Genomic DNA, 19,343 nt, shown 5'->3' with positions numbered 1-19,343 from the left:
GACGTACCAACGCGACGGCGCCCGAGGGCGCCGTCGTCGTTTGCGGCCTACGCTGCCGGCATGGACCTGACCGAACCCGACCGCCGCGCCCTGCTCACCTTACTGCTGGCTGGTGGACGCAGCCCGCCACGCCGCGCGCTGCTGGACGCCTTCGACGCCCCCTCCCAGATCCTGGCTGCCGGCCCGGCCACCTGGCGGGCTGCCGGCTGCGATGCGCTCCAGATCGCCAAGCTGCAAACGCCTGACACCCCGACATTGGACGCCGCCTTGCGCTGGTGCGCGCAACCAGGCCATCACCTGATCGGCTGGCGGGACGCGGACTACCCTGCACTGTTGCGGCATATCGCCAATCCGCCCTTGGCGCTGTTCGTGGACGGCGACCCCGCCGCGTTGTGGCACCCCTGCGTGGCGGTGGTCGGCAGCCGGGCGGCGAGTGCAGGTGGCCGCGATCACACGCGTCACTTCGCCGCCAGCCTGGCCAATGCCGGGCTCGGCATCGTCAGCGGGATGGCGGCTGGGGTGGATGCGATCGCACACGAGGCCGCGCTTGCCCGTGCCGACGGCATCACCGTGGCGGTGGTCGGCACCGGCCCGGACGTGGCGTATCCGGTGCAGCATCATTCTCTGCGCGACCGGATTGCCGCGCGCGGCGCGGTGGTCAGCGAATACCTGCCAGGCACGTGCGCGGTGGCGGCGCACTTTCCGGCACGCAATCGCATCATTGCCGGGTTGGCGCTGGGCACGCTGGTGGTGGAGGCGGCGATGCGCTCAGGCGCCCTGATTACCGCCCGGCTGGCAGCCGAGGCCGGCCGTGAGGTCTTCGCCCTGCCCGGCTCGCTGCATAACCCGCTTGCCCGCGGCTGCCACCACCTGATCCGGCAAGGCGCCACGTTGGTGCAGGAGCCGGCGCAACTCGTCGAAGGGCTACGCCTGCTGTCCGGCGAGCTGGCCGATGCCTTGCGCCAGCGCCTCACCGCCCCCACTGAACAGGCCAAGACGGTGCCGCAGCCCACCCCGCGGCGCTCCGATCCCGACTACCAGCGCTTGTGGCACGCCCTGGGCCACGACCCAACCCCTATGGATTCATTGCTCGAACGCACCGGATTGACGGCCGCCGCGCTGTCCTCCATGCTGCTGATCATGGAACTGGAGGGAGACGTGGTCACCGAGCACGGTCGCTATACCCGCAATCCCTAGTTTCTTCACCTCCACAGCGTCGCGCGACGCAGGCCGAGGGGCAATGAAAGAGAGCATTCTCGATGTACTGCTGTACCTGTTCGAACATTACTTCAGCGAAGATGCGGACCTGGTCCGCGACCGTGATTCGCTTCAGAACGGCCTGATCCAGGCCGGCTTCAGCCCTGCCGAAATCAGTAAAGCCTTCGATTGGCTGGACGCGCTCGCCGAGCAGCGGCCAAGTGTCGCGCGTCCGCATGTCGACGGCCCGGTGCGGATCTACCACGGCCCAGAGTTGGACAAGCTCGACGTCGATTGCCGGGGCTTTCTGCTGTTCCTGGAGCAGCACCGCATCCTGGACGCCGACCAGCGCGAGCTGGTGCTGGACCGCGCCATGGCGCTGGACCAGGACGAGCTGGATCTGGACGATCTCAAATGGGTCGTATTGATGGTGCTGTTCAACCAACCGGGCGCCGAAGCGGCCTACGCCTGGATGGAAACGCAGATGTTCCTCGACGAGCCTGAACCCGTACACTGAAGGCAGAAGCCGCGACGGACGCGCGAGCGAGGGGACGGGGATGAGCAGTTGGTATTACGCCGATGGCAGCCGCCAGCGGCGTGGCCCGGTGGACGTGGAGGCGCTGCGGGACTTGTACCGCGACGGCCTGATTGCGCTGGATTCGCTGGTCTGGCGCGAAGGTATGCCTCACTGGTCGCCGTTGGCTGCCTGCGCCGCAGAATTGGGCCCACCGATCGCCACCGACGTGGCGTCATCGCCGCTGCCACCGCCGTTGCCGCCCGCCGCTGTGGGCAAGGCTTCGGCACGCACCGCTTTTTCCGCACTCCCTCATTCGACACCCGTCGCTACCTCGCGCAGCGGTGCCGGCTGGGCGATCGGGATTGCGGTCGGGTCAGTGATTGGCGTGGTTGGACTGGCGTTTGTGTTCGGCATCGTCGCCGCGATCGCACTGCCGGCCTACCAGGACTACACCGCGCGCGCCAAGGTCAGCCAAGCCATTGGCGCGTTGGCACCATTAAAGCCGCAGATCGCCGAATTTCTGGAGCGCGAAGGCCGCTGCCCGACCAATGACGACGCCGGCTTCCATCCGCCGGAACACTATGCATCGGGGACGCTGGGCATCGTGCGCATCGGCCACTTCGACACGGCCCAGTGCGGCGTGGAGGCCTTGCTGCACATGCCGGACAACGCCAAGCTCGACGGCAAACCGCTGTGGCTGGATCTGGATCAGGACGCCGGCAGCTGGGACTGCAGTTCCGAGATCGACGACAAATTTCTGCCGCAGGATTGCCGCGGCTAGGCAACGGTTTTGACCAAGGGGACAGTATGACGCAGTGGTATTACGCCGACGCGCAGCGGCAACGCCAGGGACCGGTGGACACGGACAAGCTCCGTGCGCGCCTGGAACAGGGGGTCATTGATCGTTCCAGCCTGGTCTGGCGCGAAGGCCTGGCGCAATGGGTGACGCTGGCGGAGGTGGCTGCCGAACTGGGGCTGGAGACACCCGCCGCAACGCCCGAGACGGCATCCGCGTTCACGCCTGCGCCGATCACTGCAGACCCTTCGCCTGGCGCCGCGACCAGTGCCGAACGGATGCCAGAGGCCGGGTTCACGCCGGTCACGCCCCAGACCACGCAGCCAGACCACGTGCCGGCCGCACCCATTTCCACTCCCGTGGACGCCGGTAGCGTCACCAGCTCCGCGCCGTCCCCTGGCGCCTGGTCGGCGACTACTGCAGCCGAGCCCACCCAGCACCAGCCAGCCACCAACGCGTCCCCAGCCACACCGGCCCAGGCGACACCGTTGCCGGCCGCCTGGGACATGCCGGCGACCTCGCTCGGGGTTGCGCCGGTCGCGGACGCACCGATCGTCTACGCGGGCCTGTGGCGCCGGGTGGCCGCCAGCGTGCTGGACAGCTTCATCACCACGTTTGCGGTCTATCTGATCGTCATCCCGGTGGTCCTGGTGCTGTCGATCGGCCTGGGCGCCTCTAGCTCGTCGTCGAGCCTGGAGGGCGCGGGCGGCACCGTGGCGATCATGATCCTGGCCTATGGCATCGGCCTGCTGATCCCAACGATTTACTTTGCGTGGATGCAGTCCAGCCGCCATCAGGCCAGCCTGGGCAAGCTCGCCTGCGGCATCAAGCTGGTGAACGGCAACGGTGGCCGGGTCAGCTTCTGGCGCAACATGCTGCGCTACCTGGCCTACATGCTGATCACGGTGCTGACGCTGGGCATCGGGGCGATCGTCTCGGCCTTCATGGCCGGCATGAGCGCACGCAAACAGGCAATTCACGACAAGGTCTGCGACACCCTGGTGGTGGACCGCTGGGCCTACACCGACACGCCGGAACGCCAGCAGGTGGGCCTGGACACAGTCACCATCGTGGTGCTGGCGATCTACGCAGTGATGCTACTGATCTCCATTGTGTTCGGCGTCCTGTTTGCGGTGATCGCCATCAACCAGAGTTGACAACCGCGGCGCTGGCCGCTTGACACGGCGGCGCTCGCCGTGATCTTTCTAATAAGAGAACTGAACGCCCGGGCACCTTCCCGGGCGTCGACGTGTGCGAAACAGCCGATCTGCTTCCCTCGACCGGCCAATTAGGCCACGCTACCTGCCCCCCGGGCTCCGCCCCAAGAATTTGCCACCATGCCCAAGCACCTGCTCATCGTCGAATCGCCCGCCAAGGCCAAGACGATCAATAAATACCTCGGCAAGGACTTCACCGTCCTGGCCTCGTATGGGCACGTGCGTGACCTGGTTCCCAAGGAGGGCGCCGTGGATCCGGACAACGGGTTTGCGATGCGCTACGACTTGATCGAAAAGAACGAGAAGCACGTCGAGGCGATTGCCCGGGCTGCCAAGAGCGCCGACGACATCTATCTGGCGACCGACCCGGACCGCGAGGGTGAGGCGATCAGCTGGCATATCGCCGAGATCCTGAAAGAGCGCGGGCTGCTGAAGGACAAGACGATGCAGCGGGTGGTCTTCACCGAGATCACGCCCCGCGCGATCAAGGAAGCCATGCTCAAGCCGCGTGCGATCGCCGCCGACCTGGTGGACGCGCAGCAGGCACGCCGTGCGCTGGATTACCTGGTCGGTTTCAACCTCTCGCCGGTGTTGTGGCGCAAGGTGCAGCGCGGGCTGTCGGCCGGCCGCGTGCAGTCGCCGGCGCTGCGCATGATCGTCGAACGCGAGGAAGAGATCGAAGCCTTCATCGCCCGCGAATATTGGTCCATCGATGCGCACTGCCGGCATCCCTCGCAGCCGTTCAATGCGCGCCTGATCAAGCTGGACGGGCAGAAGTTCGAACAATTCACCGTCACCGACGGCGATACCGCCGAGGCGGCGCGCCTGCGCATCCAGCAGGCCGCGCAAGGCGTGCTGCACGTCACCGATGTGGCCAGCAAGGAGCGCAAGCGTCGCCCTGCCCCGCCATTCACCACCTCCACGCTGCAGCAGGAAGCCTCGCGCAAGCTCGGCTTCACCACCCGCAAGACCATGCAGGTGGCGCAGAAACTCTATGAAGGCGTAGCGCTCGGCGACGAAGGCTCGGTCGGTCTGATCAGCTATATGCGTACCGACTCGGTGAACCTGTCGCAGGACGCACTGGCGGAAATCCGCGACGTGATCGCGCGCGATTTCGGCACCGCCTCGCTGCCGGATCAGCCCAACGCCTACACCACCAAATCCAAGAACGCGCAGGAAGCGCACGAAGCGGTGCGCCCGACCTCGGCATTGCGCACGCCGGCACAGGTGGCGCGCTTCCTGTCCGATGACGAGCGCCGTTTGTATGAATTGATCTGGCGCCGCGCAGTGGCGTGCCAGATGATTCCGGCCACGCTCAATACCGTCAGCGTGGATCTGTCGGCCGGCAGCGAGCACGTGTTCCGCGCCAGCGGCACCACCGTGGTGGTGGCGGGCTTTCTGGCCGTGTACGAAGAAGGCAAGGACACCAAGAGCAGCGAAGACGAGGACGAAGGCCGCAAGCTGCCGCTGATGAAGGCCGGCGACAACATCCCGCTGGACCGCATCGTCACCGATCAGCATTTCACCCAGCCGCCGCCGCGCTTCACCGAAGCGGCGCTGGTCAAAGCGCTGGAGGAGTACGGCATCGGTCGGCCGTCCACCTACGCTTCGATCATCCAGACCCTGCAGTTCCGCAAGTACGTGGAAATGGAAGGCCGCAGCTTCCGCCCGACCGACGTGGGCCGTGCGGTGTCCAAGTTCCTGTCCGGGCACTTCACCCGCTACGTGGACTACGACTTCACCGCCAATCTGGAAGACGATCTGGATGCGGTCTCGCGCGGCGAAGCCGAGTGGATCCCGTTGATGGAGAAGTTCTGGGGCCCGTTCAAGGAACTGGTCGAGGACAAGAAGGATTCGCTGGACAAGACCGACGCCGGCAGCGTGCGCGTGCTCGGCGCCGACCCGGTCAGTGGCAAGGAAGTCAGCGCGCGCATCGGCCGTTTTGGGCCGATGGTGCAGATCGGCACGGTTGAAGACGAAGACAAGCCCACCTTCGCCTCGCTGCGGCCGGGCCAGAGCATCTATTCGATCTCCATCGAGGATGCGCTGGAACTGTTCAAGATGCCGCGCGCCCTGGGTCAGGACAAGGATCAGGACGTCAGCGTCGGTATCGGCCGCTTCGGGCCGTTCGCCCGCCGTGGCAGCGTGTACGCGTCGCTGAAGAAAGAGGACGACCCGTACACCATCGACCTGGCGCGAGCGGTTTTTCTTATCGAAGAGAAGGAAGAGATCGCGCGTAACCGGGTGATCAAGGAATTCGACGGGAGCGACATCCAGGTGTTGAACGGGCGCTTTGGCCCGTACATCAGCGACGGCAAGCTCAACGGCAAGATCCCCAAGGACCGCGAGCCTGCCTCGTTGACCTTCGAGGAAGTGCAGCAGCTGCTGGCCGATACCGGCAAGCCGGTGCGCAAGGGCTTTGGCGCCAAGAAGGCCACGCTCAAGAAGAATGCAGTGAAGGATTCCGCCAAGGAAGCCAAGGACGCGGCCAAGAAGACGGCGGCGGTCAAGAAAGTCGCCACCAAGACCGCAGCCAAGAAGGCGCCTGCGAAGAAGGCCGCCAAGAAGGCGACCAAGCGCGTGGTCAAGAAAGCCGTCAGCAAGGCGGCTGGCTGAGTCAGCGCATGCCGCACGCACCGGATCTGGACGCTGCCGTTGCCACCCTCGCCCGCGGGGGCGTCATCGCCTATCCCACCGAAGCGGTGTGGGGGCTGGGCTGCGATCCGCGACAGGAGTCCGCCGTGCTGCGCCTGCTGGAGATCAAGCGCCGACCGGTGGACAAGGGCGTGATCGTGGTCGCGTCCGGGCTGGACGTGTTGCAGGACTGGATCGATATTGCTGCACTGGGCAGCGAACAGCTGACCGCGGTGCTGGCGCAATGGCCCGGCCCGCATACCTGGATCTTGCCGGTGACCGCGCAGGCGCCGCGCTGGGTCACCGGCGATCACGACGGACTGGCCGTGCGCATCAGCGCCCATCCGGTGGTTGCGGCCCTGTGCAGGGCCTGGGGGGCGCCGCTGGTGTCCACCAGCGCCAACCTGGCCGGTGAGCCGCCCGCGCGCAGTCGCGCAGCGCTGGACCCGGCCCTGCTGGCCCGCATCGACGGCTTGCTCGACGGCGAGGTCGGCGGTCTGGCGCAGCCCACCCCGATCCGCGACGCCCGCACCGGGCAGATCCTGCGCGACTGACGCTGGCGTCGAAACACCGCGCCGGTCGCCGCACGTAGCCGCCGCCTGGACGAGCGGTTACGCGTTCAGCGCGGGGCCTGCCGCCTCTTTGCCAGAGCCCATAACGCGCGCACACTGCGTGTATGCGCCTGATCCCGACCTTCCTGCTGCTGGCCGCCACGCTCACCGCGCAGGCCGCGCCTGCCACCGCCACCAAGCCCGATCCGAACGTGCGGATCTACCGTTGCGTCAGTAGCGCCGGCACCGTGGCGCTGCAGGATGCGCCGTGCAGCAGCGGCCGCCAGCAGGTGCTGGATCTGCAACGCCCGCAAGACCCGCCACCGCAGCCGCCACGTGCGGCGCCGGTTGCCGCAACGGTCGCGCCACCGCCGCGTGAAGTACGCATCGTCACCGTGCAGCCGCCGCAGCCGATGTACGAGTGCGTGACCGACGAAGGCACCCGCTATACCAGCGACAGCCCGGAGGGCAATCCGCGCTGGGTGCCGACCTGGGGCCCGGCCTACGTGTCGGGTGATCCGTACCGCCGGCCGCCGGGCATCCGCCCGCCGGGGCCACGGCCAGCCGGTGCCAGCGGTGCGATCCAGGCCGGCGGTGATGGCGGCTACCGGGGTGGGCGCGGCGGCTATGGTGGTGGCGACTACGGCAATGGCTACGGCGGCACGGTGATCGTGCCCTACGGCAATGTGCAGATCCGCGACGAATGTCACGCCCTGCCCGAGCAGGAGGTCTGTGCACGGTTGGCCGACCGCAGATGGGAGCTGATCCGTCGCTATAACAGCGCCCTGCAGAGCGAACGCGTGGACCTGACCCGTGAGCAGCGCGGCATCGATGCGCGCCTGCAGCGCGACTGCGGCGGCGCATGAGCCGCTGGGGCTGGGTGATGCTGGTGCTGGCGTCCACCGCCAGCGCGCAGGAAGTGGCGATCTACCGCTGCACCGATGCCCAAGGCGCGCTGACGGTGCAGAACATGCCCTGCCCGAAGGGCGTGCAGCAGCAGAAGAAACTGATGACCGCCCCAGCTGCCATGCCGTTGCCGTCCAGTGCAGCGGCGCCGGTGTCGGCCCGTCCTGTGCCTGCCCGCGCGGCCACGCAAGCGCCGCCTGCAGTAGCGCCTGCACCGCCAGCGCCGGCCGCTGTGCCGACGGCCACCACCGCCACCTCGTCACTGCCACCGCCGCCGCTGTTCGAATGCACCGCGCACGACAATGGCCGCTACTTCACTGAAGAGAGCGAGCCGGCCACGCGCTGCCTGCCGATGCAGGTCACCAACCTGGCCGGCGGCCCCGCGCAGGGCGGCGGCAGCGCTTGCGAGGTGGTCACCGACCGCTGCGCGCCGGTGCCGGACCAGAGCCTGTGCGCGGCGTGGCGGCAACGCGCCGAGCAAGCCGAAGCCGCGTGGCGCTTCTCCGACGAAGCCCAATCGGCCGCGCGCAAGCAGCGCTACGACCAAGCGCGGCGGGTGATGGACGAGAGCCGCTGCGCCGGCACGCCCGCGACGCCCTGAGCCACGCGGACACCGCCTGTTGGCAGGTGTCTAGGCCGGCGCCAGTGCCACCCGATTACGGCCCTGGTTCTTGGCCTGGTACAGCGCGCGATCGGCGCGCGCCATCACCGCCTCACGCACCTGAGCATCCTGCACCTGGCACTCCTGCGGCTGCAGCGCCGTGACTCCGATGCTCAAGGTGATGCGCGCGCACGGGCTACCCGCATGGCTGATCGGCATGGCCGCGAGTCGCTCCTGCAGTCGCCGCGCAACCTCCGCCGCGCCTGGCAGATCGGTATCGGGCAGCAGCAGTGCGAATTCCTCACCGCCATAGCGGGCCACCACGTCCTCGCCGCGCGTGACCACGCTGCGCAGCGCGGCGGCAATGTCCCGCAGGCACTGGTCGCCCTGCGGGTGGCCGTAGCGGTCGTTGTATTGCTTGAAGTAATCGACATCCAGCATCAGCACCGACGCGCCGCGCGTGCCGTCGCGCACCGCCGGCAGCAGGCGCTCGAAGGCGCGATCGAAGCCGCGCCGGTTGGCCAGCCCGGTCAGGTGATCGTTGCGGGCGGCACCAAGCAATTGCGCATTGGCCTGCTCCAGCTGACGGTTGGCCTCGGCCAGCGCCTCGGTGGTTTTGGTCAGCCGCCACTGCACGCGCAGGTGCTCGCTGATGTCGGTCAACGCGGTGGTCAGCGCAATCAGCCGGCCCTCCAGATCGCGCACGCCGCGCACCCGCACGTGGTAGCTGCGGTCCTGCCAGTCGAACACCTGGTCGGGCACGTCGTGCCCGGCAGCGAGCCTGGCGAACGCGTCAGCCTGCTCGGCCGCTGCTTGCGGAAACACCTCGGCCACGCGCATGCCGATCATCTCCTGCACGCTGCGCCCGGCGATGGCCGCCATCGCCTCGTTCACCGCCAGATAGCACCCGGCACGGTCGATCAGACATAACGCCACCGGCGCGGCGGCATACAGCGCCTCCAGCTGGAACAGACGCTGATTGGTGGCACTGTCGTCGGGGCCGCCGGCAATCGGCGTGACGTCGCGGTCGATGCCGCGATAACCGCGCAGCGCGCCCTGGGCATCGAACAGCGGAATTCCGCTGGTTTCCAGCATCACGGTGCGGCCATCGGCACGCACGTTGCGGTTGAGCAGGCCCTGGAACGGGCGACGCGCTGCCACGATTTCGGCAAACGCCACGCCCACGCGCGCCGCTTCGGCCGGCTCCATCAGATCGAACGGCGTGCGCCCCAGAATCTGCTCGGGCGTATAGCCCAGCAACCGCTCGCAGGCGCGCGAGCAGAAGGTGTAGCGCGCCTGCGCATCCACCTCCCAGATCCAGTCGCTGTTGTCGTGCACGATGTCGTGCAGGTGCGCGAGCGGATGCTGCGGCATGGGCGCGTCAGCCACGGCCAACTCCGGCGTGCACCGAACAGAAGCTGCGGGCTAGCGGCGTTGCGCTAGAACCCATGACGCAGGAAGCCGCCATCCACCGCGATGCATTCACCGGTGATGTAGCTGGCCGCCGGCAGGCACAGGAAACCGACCGCGGCGGCGACTTCTTCCGGCTCCCCGATGCGGCGCATCGGCGTGCGTTCGATCACCTGCTCGTAGTAGTCCGGATCGGACAACGGGCCGGAGGTGCGCCGGGTGCGGATGTACCACGGCGCCACCGCGTTGACGCGGATGCCGTCCTCGGCCCATTCCACCGCCAGGTTGCGCGTCATCTGCTGCAGCGCCGCCTTGGTCATGCCATACGGCGCGCCGCTGCGCACATGCGTGATGCCCGACACGCTGCCCACGTTGACGATCGCCGAGGCGGCGTGCCGGGTCAGCAATGGGTGCGCATAGCGCGAGAGTTCGAACGCGGAAAACACGTTGGTTTCGAAGATGCCGCGCCATTCGTCTTCGGTGTAGTCGATGGCCGCGCGGGTGATGTTGCCACCGGCATTGTTGATCAGCAGGTGTAAGCCATCGGCGCGATCTTCGACCCAATCCAGAATCGCGCGGCGCTCCTCGTCGTCGGAAACATCCGCGGCCAGGCCGTGCAGTTCGCGCTCAGGAAACTCTTCGGCCAGCTCGTCGCGGGCCTGCGCCAGCGCATCGGCATCGCGCGCCACCATCAACAGGTCGGCGCCGAAGCCGAGCAATTCGCGTGCGATGGCCAGGCCAATGCCGGCACTGGCGCCGGTGATCAGGGCGGTCTGTCCATCCAGCCGCCAGCGGTGCGCTGTCACGTGGGGTGTCCTTTGAATACGCGGGAAACGGGCTGTGCGGTGCGGTTGGCGCACGCGTACGGCCGGGGCGTAGGATACCGCCACCCCGAGCGAGGTCACGACGATGAAGATCCACTGGGCCGTACTGGCCTGTGCCACGTTGACGTTGGCCGCCTGCCAGCGGCCGCAACCCGCGCCGACCGAGCAGAAACCCGAACCGCAGGCCACCGCCCTGCGTGACCACATCCAGCAGCCGCTGGACAAGGCGCGCGGCGTGCAGGCCGCCACCGATCAGGCCGCCGCACAGCAGCGTGCAACGATCGACGCGGCGACGCAGTAACCGCTGAAAACGACAACGCCGGCGCGAAGCCGGCGTTGTCATGACTGCCGCCCTCGAGGGGAGGCGGCATCAGAACCCGCAGAAGCAATACGCCAGCGCCTTGACCGGCGTGCCGCCCGCCTTGCTGTCGTGCACGGCGTCTTCGACGAAGCGCAGCTGGGTGTCCACTTCCGGCAGCGAGCGTGCCAGCAGCGCACGCGCCATGCCCGAGTCGCTCAGCATCCACGCGCCCAGGCGGCTGCCCGCAAACCCGCTCATGAATTGCGAGAACGGCGTGGCGGCCTTTTCCACGTAGCGCACGCGGAACTTGCCCTTACTCAGCTTGGCGCGCGATGCCGCATCGGCCACCGCTTCCTGCATGCCGCCAAACGCGTCCACCAGACCGTGATCCTTGGCCTGCGCACCACTCCAGACGCGGCCACGGGCAACCTTGTCGATGGCCTCCACCGACTGGTGCCGCGCCTGCGCCACCTTGCCGGTGAAGTCGGCATAGCCCTTGTTGATCACCGCCTGGATGACCTGGCCGGCAGCCGGGTCCAGCGGGCGGGTGATGTCGAAGGCGCCGGCAAAACGCGTGGTGCCCACGCCATCGGTATGCACGCCGATCTTGTCCAGCGCGCGGGTGAGGTTGGGCACCATGCCGAAGATGCCGATCGAGCCGCTGATGGTCGACGGGTCTGCATAGATGCGATCGGCATTCATGCTGATCCAGTAGCCGCCCGACGCAGCCAGGTCGCCCATCGACACCACCACCGGCTTGCCGGCCTGCTTCAACGCGACCACTTCGCGACGGATCTGCTCGGAGGCAAACACCTCGCCACCGGGCGAATCCACGCGCAGCACCACCGCCTTGATTTCCTCGTCGTCCCGCGCCTGGCGCAGCAACGCGGCAGTGGATTCGCCACCGATGCGGCCTGCCGGCTGCTCGCCGCCGCTGATCTCGCCCGCAGCCACCACCACGGCCACCTGCGGGCGGCTGTCCATCGGCGAATGCTGGGCCTGCAACTGGGTGAGATAGCTGCCGAAATCGATGCTGCGGAAGCCGCCATCGGCATCGTTGTCGGCCACGCCGCGTTCGGTCAGCAACGTGTCGACCTGCTCGCGCGTCTTCAGCCCGTCCACCAGCTTCTGCTGCAGCGCGAACTTGGCCAGATCGCCACCGGCGGCGGTGACGCCTTCCGGCAGCGTGTCGATGCCGGCCGCCAGCTGCGCTGGCGACAGCTTGCGTGCGGTGGCCACGTCGGCCAGGTAGCGCTGCCACACATCGTTCATCCAGAACAGGTCCGCTTCCTTGGCGTCGGCGGAGGCCGCATCCAGGATGTACGGCTCGGCGGCGGACTTGTATTCGCCCACGCGGAACAGGTGCACGTCCACGCCCAGCTTGTCCTGCAGACCCTCGCGGAAATACTGCCGGTAACGCCCCAGACCTTCGAGCAACACGCTGCCCATCGGGTCGAGATAGACCTCGTTGGCCTGCGCGGCCAGCAGGTACTGGCCCTGGCTCATGCTTTCGCTGAAGGCGACGATCTGCTTGCCGGACGCGCGCAGCCCCTGCAACGCCTTGGCCACCTCGCGCTGGGAGGCGAAACCGGACGGCTGCAGCTTGTCCAGGTTCAACAGCACCCGCTCGATCTTGCTGTCCTTGCCGGCGGCCTCGATCACCCGCACCAGGTCACGCAGCTGCACTTCTTCGGCGCTCTTGTCACCGACCGCCTTGGCCAGCGAACGGCTCACCGGGTCGGCACTGAACTGCTCCACCAAGGTGCCTTCCGGTGCGATCACCAAGGTGGTGCGCGCAGCCAGCGGTTTGGTGCCATCGCCACGGGCGATCGCCACCACAAACAGCAGCAGCAACAGGAACAGGAAGCCGAAGAACACCAGGTTGAAAATCAGGCGTCGGGTGAAATTCATCACATCCCACAGGCCGACAAAAAACGTGGCGATGGGATTGCGACGCACGGGGTGGTTCATGGAAAACTCCGTCGGAAAGACGCGATGGATCGATCGTTGCGCCCAGCATACCGGCTGCGCGCAGTGCAGGGCATGCGCAGGAAGTCAGGGTGCCGGGTCGGCAGTCAGCCGCCGGCTGGTCTGGCGGAAGCGCAAGCCCATCAGGATCGCGGCGGCGGTCAGGCCCAGAATCAGCCCGATCCACATGCCTTGCGGCCCCCAGCCCAGCCCCAGGCCGAGCCCGGCACCGAGCGGCATGCCTAAGCCCCAGTACGAAAACATCGCCAGGAACATCGGCACGCGCGTGTCCTTGAGCCCGCGCAAGGCGCCGGCCGACAACACCTGGATGCCGTCGGGAAACTGGAACGTGGCCGCGAACAACAACAGCACCGATGCCAGCGCAGCTACTGCGGCATCGTTGGTATACACACCCACGATGGCATCGTGACCGAGCAACAGGATGCTGGCAGACACCGCCTGCGTGCCCAGCACGATGGCGTAGCCCGCCCAGGCCGCGCGGCGCATGCCCAGCGGATCGCCACGGCCGACCGCGTGGCCGACGCGCACGGTGGTGGCTTCGGCCACGCCCATGGGGATCATGAAACACAGCTGCGAGACGTTGATCGCGATCTGGTGCGCGGCCGCTTCGGTGGAGCCCAGCCGCCCGATCAACAACGCGGTGACGATGAACAGCCCACCTTCCATCAACACGGTGATGCCGATCGGCAAGCCGGTGCGCAACAGATCACCGATCGCCCGCCAGCGCGGGCCTTCAAGATGGGTGAACAACTCCAGATGCGCGAAGCGCCGCGAACGCCACAGATACAGCGCAAAGGCAATCGCCTGCACCCACATGGTGATGGCCGAGGCCATGCCCAGCCCCTGCGCACCATGCTCGGCAAAGCCGAACTTGCCGTAGGTCAGCACGTAGCCCAGCGGCGCCAGCACCAGCAGCCCGCCAAAGCCCAGCAGCATGGTCGGCAGCGTCCAGTGCATGCCTTCGCTGAGGTAGCGCATGCAGAAGTAGAACGTCAGCGCCGGCCCACCCCAGCGCACCGCGTGCAGGAAGTCGGTGGCGCCGGGCACGATGTCCGGCGCGATCCCGAAGGTAGGCAGCAACGGCGGCACCGCGGTGAGAAAGCCGAACATCAGCGCGCCCAGCCCCAGCGACAGCCACAGCGCTTGCCGGAACAACGGTCCGATCTCGCGTTCGCGCCCGGCACCGAGCAACTGCGACACCGAGGCGGTGAGCGAGATCAATGTGCCGATCGGCACCAGCATCGGCAGCCACAGCAACGAGGTACCGATGGTGACCGCGGCCAGCGTGGCGGTGCCGTGGTGGCCGGCGATCACGTTGTCGACAAAACCGATCAGGCCGGTGGAGACATGGCCGAGCACCAACGGCAGCGCGAGCAGGCCAGTGGTACGCACTTCCGCTGCAAAGCGTGGCGTTGCCGACGGGGAGGAGTGAGGGACAGACATTGCAGAACCGATCGCCACGCGGACTACGGCCGTGCCTGGCGGCGCTGGCACCGGGTCGCGTGGGGGCGGCTATCTTACCTGCACTTGCCGTGCGGGCCATGCGTGGCGAGCGTAGCGCTGACCAGCGCAGTGACGCCTGTCGCCAGTGCTGGCGCTGCGGGTGAAGGTGCGGCGCTGCAACGTGCGCGGAGTGCGTGTGACGCGCGTTTGAGCAATCAGGGGCAGGCGCCTGGACCGCGCGCCTCGGAGGCCCCTGGCAGCGGAGCCGTAACGGCGGCGTCGGTCGACACCCGATGACCCCGCACGCGGGCTGCCTGACGCCCACGCGCTCACCGCGCGAGTGGGACTACGGCCGCCACGAGCGGCCCCTCTAATCAGCGCGCCAACTGCCGCTTCAGCCAGGTCGACCGCGTTGCCGCCGACTCGGCAAGCAAGGCATCGCGCAAGGCATCGCGTTCCTGCGGCGGGGTGCGCTGCGCCAGCACCGCCAGTTGCTCCAGCTGGCCGGCATCCAGGCTGCGCAGGACACCGAGCAGTGCATCGCGCTGGGCGACGGGCACATAACCGATCAGCGGCTGCAGTTGCGGATAGAAGTTGCCCAGCTGCGAGCCCAGGCGCCAGCCATCGCGATGCAGCCGGTCCATGGCGCCGAACTGCGTGCGCAGCGCACGCTGCTGATCGTCCGGCAAGGCCTGCAGGCGCTCACGCGCTTGCCGCAAGACCACCTTGTCGGTGGCGGTCAGTGCCTTCCAGGCCGTGTAGCGGGCGCGCAGCTCGGTGCGCTGGGCGGGCGTCAGCGCATCCCATCGCGCCCGCTGCTGCGCAGCGCTGGGAATGCTCCGGGCCGGCACGGCGGGCGCTGCCGGGGCAGCCACCGGCCCGGCCGGCGTTTCGTCCAGTGCCGCGGGCAACGACTGCGCCCCTGCGGCACCGGCCATGGCAGCCAGCCATAGGCCGCACCACTTAGTTTTGGTCATCGACCGTCTCCAGTTCGCTCGACGGACGTTCGGCCGCAGTGGCGTGGGCGCCGGATTCGTCCGGTGGCACGGGGTGCCCGGCGGCGTACCAGGCGTACAGGTCCGCCGAGCGCGCCAGCTCCAGATCAGAGTCGGCAAGCATTGCCTGGTCGCGCGCATCCAGGCCGGGCGCAGCGACGGCATCGGGAAGGTTGGCGGCCGGTAATTCCTCCACCAGCACCGGGGCTGCGTCGGTGACATGCAGGACGCCCGCGGGCGCCTGCGACACCGGCTCCGGCGGCAAGGCGGGGCGGCGATGCGTCCACCACCACCCGAGCGCTCCCACCAACAGCACCAGCGCCACAAGCGCCAGCGCGATGCCGGCATGGCGGCGGTTGATGCGTGGCCACGTCCATTGCCGGCGTGCGGCACGGGCGCGCGGGCGCCGATCGGCGGGCCGTTCGCTGCGCGCGGGAGCCGATGCCGCCGGGCTGGAGGCGCCGTCCTGCGCCGGCTGCAACGGCATGCCGGCCAGGGCCGACTCCCGCAATTGAGTCAGCCGGCTCAATTGCCCAGGGCTCAACTCACGCAATTCGGCCTGAGCGGCCTCGGCCAATGCCCGCCAGGCCTGCGCATCCGGGTTACCGGCCGCATCGCGGGGGCAGGCACGCGCCAGCGCAGCCTGGTACGCGGGGGTCTCCATGCCCTGCACTTCGCTGGCGTCGGCTTCCTGCAGCCCGCCGACGATACGCAGCAGCAGCGCCAGGCGGTCAGCCGACTGCATCCGGCCCAGGGCGGTGAAGGGTGGCAACCAGGTGCCGGGCATCGGCTCGCGCCGCAGCGGCGGCGCGGCCGCCAGCAGGCTCCAGAAGCGCATTGGCCAGCCTGCCATTGGCCGCCCGGCGGCTTGCCCACTGAAGGCACGCAGCGCGGCGGCCAGGGCCCGCTCGGCGGCGGCGTCATCGCCGCATTGCAACTGCGCCAGCACCAGTCCCCGGCGTTCGACACCGCGCAAAAAGGCTGACAGCGCGGCGGGGGTGACGGGGGCGTCGGGGACTACGGTCATGAGAACTCCAGCATCGGCCGGCATGATACCGACGCAAATGATCCCCGCCGATGGCTTGACAGATCCACACACCGTTGCTCCTGCCGTGGCCGCCGCCCACGCACGTTGTGCACAGCGGCAGACATGCCGATACGCCGCCGTCTGTCAACTGTTGGTTTTTCCGTGTTGCATTCTTGTTTCACGCCTAAGTATTTGATACTTATAGATTTATGGTAGATGGCGAAAAAATGTCCAACGGGTTGCCAAGGCTAGTGAATCCGCCTTCACGGCGTGGAGCACGAGACTAATTCACAGGCTTATCCACAGGCAGTGTGGATAAACCGGTTTCTCCAACCCTCACATGGGTTTACGTCGGATTTATCACTTCGGTCACAGAAAGCTGCCGCAACTGAACAGGCCGCTCCGGGCTGCGCGGTGCGCTCCGCTGCCGGCACTGGACAGGGTCGTTAGACTGGCCGGATGTCCGCTCCAGTCACCACCTTGCGCGTCGCCCTGCCGGTGCCGCTGCCGCAATTGTTCGATTACCTGCCCCCCCAAGACACCGACGTGGACGGTTCGGACCGGGTCGGCTGCCGGGTGCGCGTGCCGTTTGGGCCGCGCGAGCTGATCGGGGTGGTCGTCGCACCAGGCCAGCAGCCGTCGGCCGAGGGGCTGCGCGCGGCGCTGGACTGGTGCGACGACACACCGCTACTGGTCGATGAGCTGGCCCGTTCGTTGCACTGGCTTGCCCGCTACACCCATGCACCGCTGGGCGAGGCCCAGGCCAGCGCCCTGCCCGGCCCGCTGCGCCGGGGCGAACCATTGGCCGACACCCATGCCTGGGCCTGGCAACTCACCGAGGCCGGCCGCACTGGTGCCGGTAGCCTACGCGCCGGTAGCCGCCCGGCCCTGCTGGCCGCGCTGCTGCTGGCCGGCCCGCTCACCGAAGAGCCGCTGGAGCAGCAGCTGCCGCAGTGGCGCGAGGCTGCCCGCAACCTGGCCAAGCGTGGCTACGCCGAGCGCGTGGCGGTGGCCGCCGACACGCTGCCGGCGCGCCCTGGCACCGGGCCGCAGCTCAACGACGAACAGCAGGCGGCCACCGACGCCATCCGCGCCGGCAGCGGCTTTGCCACCTATCTGCTTGACGGCGTCACCGGCAGCGGCAAGACCGAGGTCTACCTGCAGGCGATCGCCGATTGCCTGGCCGCCGGCAAGCAGGCGCTGGTGCTGGTGCCGGAAATCGGCCTGACCCCGCAGACGCTGGGCCGCTTCCGCGCGCGCCTGGGCGTGCCGGTGCATGCGTTGCATTCCGGGCTCTCCGACGGCGAGCGTGCGCGGGTGTGGGCCGCGGCCTGGCGTGGCGAAGCCAAGCTGATCGTCGGCACGCGCTCGGCGGTATTCACGCCGCTGCCTAACGCCGGCTTGATCGTGATCGACGAGGAACACGACGGCAGCTACAAGCAACAGGACGGCATCCGCTACCACGCACGCGACTTCGCCCTGGTGCGTGGCAAGGCGCTGGATGTGCCGGTGATCCTGGGCAGCGCAACGCCATCGCTGGAAAGCCTGCACAACGCCTACAGCGGCCGCTATCGGCATCTGCGGCTGTCGCGCCGCGCAGGCGACGCGCGGCCGCCGCGCGTGCGCGTGCTCGACGTGCGCAAGCGCCCGCTCAAGGACGGCCTGTCGCCGGAGGTGCTGGCCGGCATCGGCGCCACCCTGGCGCGCGGAGAGCAGGTGTTGGTGTTCAAGAACCGGCGCGGCTATGCGCCGGTGCTGCTGTGCCATGACTGTGGCTGGACCGCCGCCTGCCAGCGCTGCAGCACGCCGCTGCACCAGACCCCGATGACCGTGCACGCCGGCGGCCGCCGCCTGCAATGCCACCACTGCGGTGCGCGCCAACCGGCGCCGCTGGCCTGCCCGGCCTGTGCCAGCCTGGCGTTGCAGCCGCAGGGCATCGGCACCGAGCGGCTGGAGGAGCGCCTGGTCGAGGCCTTCCCGGATGCGCCGGTGGTGCGCATCGACCGCAGCACCACCCAGCGCCGCGACGCGCTGGAAACCCAGCTCGCCCGCCTCGGCACCGACGCCGGCATCCTGGTCGGCACCCAGATCCTGGCCAAGGGCCACGACTTGCCCCGGCTGACCATGGTAGTGGTGGTGGGCATAGACGAAGGCCTGTTCTCCGCCGACTTCCGCGCCGCCGAGAAACTGGCCCAGCAACTGATCCAGGTCGCCGGCCGCGCCGGCCGCGCCGATCGCCCCGGCGAGGTGTGGTTACAGACCCATCACCCCGAGCATCCGTTGCTGCAGACCCTGGTCAACGGCGGCTACCACGCGTTTGCTGATGCCGAACTGCAGCAGCGCGAAGCGGCCGGCTTCCCGCCCTTCGCGCATCTGGCCTTGTTCCGTGCCGAAGCCAAGGATGTGGCCGCGGCCAATCAGTTCCTGATCGCGGTGCGCGCGCTGGTCGGCGAGCAGGCACCAGCCCCCTCGCCGGCCATCGCGCCGGTGGAATGCTACGGGCCGATGCCGGCGCCGATGCCACGCCGCGCCGGTTTCCAGCGCACCCAACTCCTGCTGTCGGCAGCGCAACGCTCTGCGCTGCATCGGGTGCTGGACGCGCAGATGCCCGTCATCCATGCCTTACCGCAAGCGCGCCGGGTGCGCTGGTCGCTGGATGTGGACCCGATCGATCTGTATTGAGGCCGGGGTCGAGGCGCCTGACTGCAAACGAACACGCGCTTGGTAGGAGCGCGCTGGCGCGCGATGAAGCGTTACCGGTAATGCCCCATCGCGCGCAAGCGCGCTCCTACCAAAGATGCTGCCACTCCGCGTCCTCATGTCCCGCAACATCCGTCCGCTGAAGGTGCGTTGGTCGTTTATTGCGTCCGTTGTCGAGACGCCTGCCCTCAAACAGACACACGCCCGGTAGGAGCGCGCTGGCGTGCGATGAAGC

At 68.2% G+C, this 19,343-nt stretch carries 16 protein-coding genes; 10 read left to right on the top strand and 6 right to left on the bottom strand.

Going from position 1 to position 19,343, the window contains the following annotated elements:
• The first annotated feature begins 60 nt into the window (after window positions 1-60).
• The 8 genes from dprA (at window position 61) to QRM60_RS19255 (ending at window position 8,419) form a co-directional block, all read left to right on the top strand.
• Window positions 61-1,197 carry a DNA-processing protein DprA gene (gene dprA / locus QRM60_RS19290; protein WP_285446859.1) on the top strand — a complete coding sequence of 379 codons (1,137 nt, stop codon included), beginning with the start codon at window positions 61-63 and terminating at the stop codon, window positions 1,195-1,197.
• A gap of 43 nt (window positions 1,198-1,240) precedes the next feature.
• Window positions 1,241-1,714 carry a DUF494 family protein gene (locus QRM60_RS19285; RefSeq protein ID WP_011038834.1) on the top strand — a complete coding sequence of 158 codons (474 nt, stop codon included), beginning with the start codon at window positions 1,241-1,243 and terminating at the stop codon, window positions 1,712-1,714.
• Window positions 1,715-1,754: 40 nt separating this feature from the next.
• Window positions 1,755-2,495 carry a pilin gene (locus QRM60_RS19280; RefSeq protein WP_042595226.1) on the top strand — a complete coding sequence of 247 codons (741 nt, stop codon included), beginning with the start codon at window positions 1,755-1,757 and terminating at the stop codon, window positions 2,493-2,495.
• A 26-nt stretch (window positions 2,496-2,521) separates the two neighbouring features.
• On the top strand, window positions 2,522-3,667 hold the full coding sequence (locus tag QRM60_RS19275) for an RDD family protein (RefSeq protein ID WP_285446858.1): 1,146 nt from the start codon (window positions 2,522-2,524) through the stop codon (window positions 3,665-3,667).
• Window positions 3,668-3,847: 180 nt separating this feature from the next.
• On the top strand, window positions 3,848-6,343 hold the full coding sequence (locus QRM60_RS19270; RefSeq protein ID WP_011038837.1) for a DNA topoisomerase I: 2,496 nt from the start codon (window positions 3,848-3,850) through the stop codon (window positions 6,341-6,343).
• Between the two features lie 8 nt (window positions 6,344-6,351).
• On the top strand, window positions 6,352-6,915 hold the full coding sequence (locus QRM60_RS19265) for a Sua5/YciO/YrdC/YwlC family protein (RefSeq protein ID WP_115555221.1): 564 nt from the start codon (window positions 6,352-6,354) through the stop codon (window positions 6,913-6,915).
• Window positions 6,916-7,037: 122 nt separating this feature from the next.
• Window positions 7,038-7,778 (top strand): DUF4124 domain-containing protein, encoded by a 741-nt coding sequence (locus tag QRM60_RS19260; protein ID WP_115555220.1) that lies wholly within the window; start codon window positions 7,038-7,040, stop codon window positions 7,776-7,778.
• On the top strand, window positions 7,775-8,419 hold the full coding sequence (locus tag QRM60_RS19255; protein WP_115539475.1) for a DUF4124 domain-containing protein: 645 nt from the start codon (window positions 7,775-7,777) through the stop codon (window positions 8,417-8,419). Before QRM60_RS19260 ends, QRM60_RS19255 begins: the two co-directional genes overlap by 4 nt.
• Before the next feature lie 30 nt (window positions 8,420-8,449).
• On the opposite strand, the gene QRM60_RS19250 is transcribed toward QRM60_RS19255, so the two are convergent.
• The gene (locus tag QRM60_RS19250; RefSeq protein WP_238151367.1) at window positions 8,450-9,808 is read right to left on the bottom strand and encodes a diguanylate cyclase; all 1,359 of its coding nucleotides are present in this window, start codon (window positions 9,806-9,808) and stop codon (window positions 8,450-8,452) included.
• A 50-nt stretch (window positions 9,809-9,858) separates the two neighbouring features.
• On the bottom strand, window positions 9,859-10,635 hold the full coding sequence (locus QRM60_RS19245; RefSeq protein ID WP_115555218.1) for an SDR family oxidoreductase: 777 nt from the start codon (window positions 10,633-10,635) through the stop codon (window positions 9,859-9,861).
• Window positions 10,636-10,738: 103 nt separating this feature from the next.
• On the opposite strand from QRM60_RS19245, the gene QRM60_RS19240 reads away from it, so the two are divergent.
• Window positions 10,739-10,954, top strand: a complete 216-nt coding sequence (locus tag QRM60_RS19240) for a hypothetical protein (protein WP_040941930.1) — start codon at window positions 10,739-10,741, stop codon at window positions 10,952-10,954.
• 69 nt (window positions 10,955-11,023) lie between these two features.
• Here QRM60_RS19240 and sppA read toward each other — a convergent pair whose 3' ends face one another.
• The 4 genes from sppA to QRM60_RS19220 form a co-directional block, all read right to left on the bottom strand.
• A complete protein-coding gene (sppA, locus tag QRM60_RS19235; protein WP_042595239.1) occupies window positions 11,024-12,925 on the bottom strand; it encodes a signal peptide peptidase SppA in 1,902 nt (633 codons plus the stop codon).
• A gap of 84 nt (window positions 12,926-13,009) precedes the next feature.
• Window positions 13,010-14,386, bottom strand: a complete 1,377-nt coding sequence (locus QRM60_RS19230) for an MATE family efflux transporter (RefSeq protein WP_285446857.1) — start codon at window positions 14,384-14,386, stop codon at window positions 13,010-13,012.
• A gap of 374 nt (window positions 14,387-14,760) precedes the next feature.
• Window positions 14,761-15,363, bottom strand: coding sequence for a DUF3106 domain-containing protein (locus QRM60_RS19225; RefSeq protein WP_285446856.1), 603 nt, complete (start codon window positions 15,361-15,363; stop codon window positions 14,761-14,763).
• Window positions 15,350-16,408, bottom strand: coding sequence for a hypothetical protein (locus QRM60_RS19220; RefSeq protein ID WP_285446855.1), 1,059 nt, complete (start codon window positions 16,406-16,408; stop codon window positions 15,350-15,352). The genes QRM60_RS19225 and QRM60_RS19220 overlap by 14 nt, the downstream gene beginning before the upstream one ends.
• A 459-nt stretch (window positions 16,409-16,867) precedes the next feature.
• On the opposite strand from QRM60_RS19220, the gene QRM60_RS19215 reads away from it, so the two are divergent.
• Window positions 16,868-19,090 carry a primosomal protein N' gene (locus tag QRM60_RS19215; RefSeq protein ID WP_285446854.1) on the top strand — a complete coding sequence of 741 codons (2,223 nt, stop codon included), beginning with the start codon at window positions 16,868-16,870 and terminating at the stop codon, window positions 19,088-19,090.
• Window positions 19,091-19,343: the final 253 nt, after the last annotated feature.

It is taken from the genome of Xanthomonas sp. fls2-241-TYG-148 (assembly GCF_030208815.1).
Lineage (GTDB): Bacteria > Pseudomonadota > Gammaproteobacteria > Xanthomonadales > Xanthomonadaceae > Xanthomonas > Xanthomonas campestris.
Note: the sequence above shows the minus strand (reverse complement) of the source record. Positions and strands in the feature narration are given on the sequence as shown.

Excerpts from the sequence above, each read along its gene's own strand:
- dprA (WP_285446859.1), top strand. The coding sequence starts at position 61 with ATGGACCTGACCGAACCCGACCGCCGCGCCCTGCTCACCTTACTGCTG.
- QRM60_RS19285 (WP_011038834.1), top strand. The coding sequence starts at position 1,241 with ATGAAAGAGAGCATTCTCGATGTACTGCTGTACCTGTTCGAACATTAC.
- QRM60_RS19280 (WP_042595226.1), top strand. The coding sequence starts at position 1,755 with ATGAGCAGTTGGTATTACGCCGATGGCAGCCGCCAGCGGCGTGGCCCG.
- QRM60_RS19275 (WP_285446858.1), top strand. The coding sequence starts at position 2,522 with ATGACGCAGTGGTATTACGCCGACGCGCAGCGGCAACGCCAGGGACCG.
- QRM60_RS19270 (WP_011038837.1), top strand. The coding sequence starts at position 3,848 with ATGCCCAAGCACCTGCTCATCGTCGAATCGCCCGCCAAGGCCAAGACG.
- QRM60_RS19265 (WP_115555221.1), top strand. The coding sequence starts at position 6,352 with ATGCCGCACGCACCGGATCTGGACGCTGCCGTTGCCACCCTCGCCCGC.
- QRM60_RS19260 (WP_115555220.1), top strand. The coding sequence starts at position 7,038 with ATGCGCCTGATCCCGACCTTCCTGCTGCTGGCCGCCACGCTCACCGCG.
- QRM60_RS19255 (WP_115539475.1), top strand. The coding sequence starts at position 7,775 with ATGAGCCGCTGGGGCTGGGTGATGCTGGTGCTGGCGTCCACCGCCAGC.
- QRM60_RS19240 (WP_040941930.1), top strand. The coding sequence starts at position 10,739 with ATGAAGATCCACTGGGCCGTACTGGCCTGTGCCACGTTGACGTTGGCC.
- sppA (WP_042595239.1), bottom strand. The coding sequence starts at position 12,925 with ATGAACCACCCCGTGCGTCGCAATCCCATCGCCACGTTTTTTGTCGGC.
- QRM60_RS19230 (WP_285446857.1), bottom strand. The coding sequence starts at position 14,386 with ATGTCTGTCCCTCACTCCTCCCCGTCGGCAACGCCACGCTTTGCAGCG.
- QRM60_RS19225 (WP_285446856.1), bottom strand. The coding sequence starts at position 15,363 with ATGACCAAAACTAAGTGGTGCGGCCTATGGCTGGCTGCCATGGCCGGT.
- QRM60_RS19220 (WP_285446855.1), bottom strand. The coding sequence starts at position 16,408 with ATGACCGTAGTCCCCGACGCCCCCGTCACCCCCGCCGCGCTGTCAGCC.
- QRM60_RS19215 (WP_285446854.1), top strand. The coding sequence starts at position 16,868 with ATGTCCGCTCCAGTCACCACCTTGCGCGTCGCCCTGCCGGTGCCGCTG.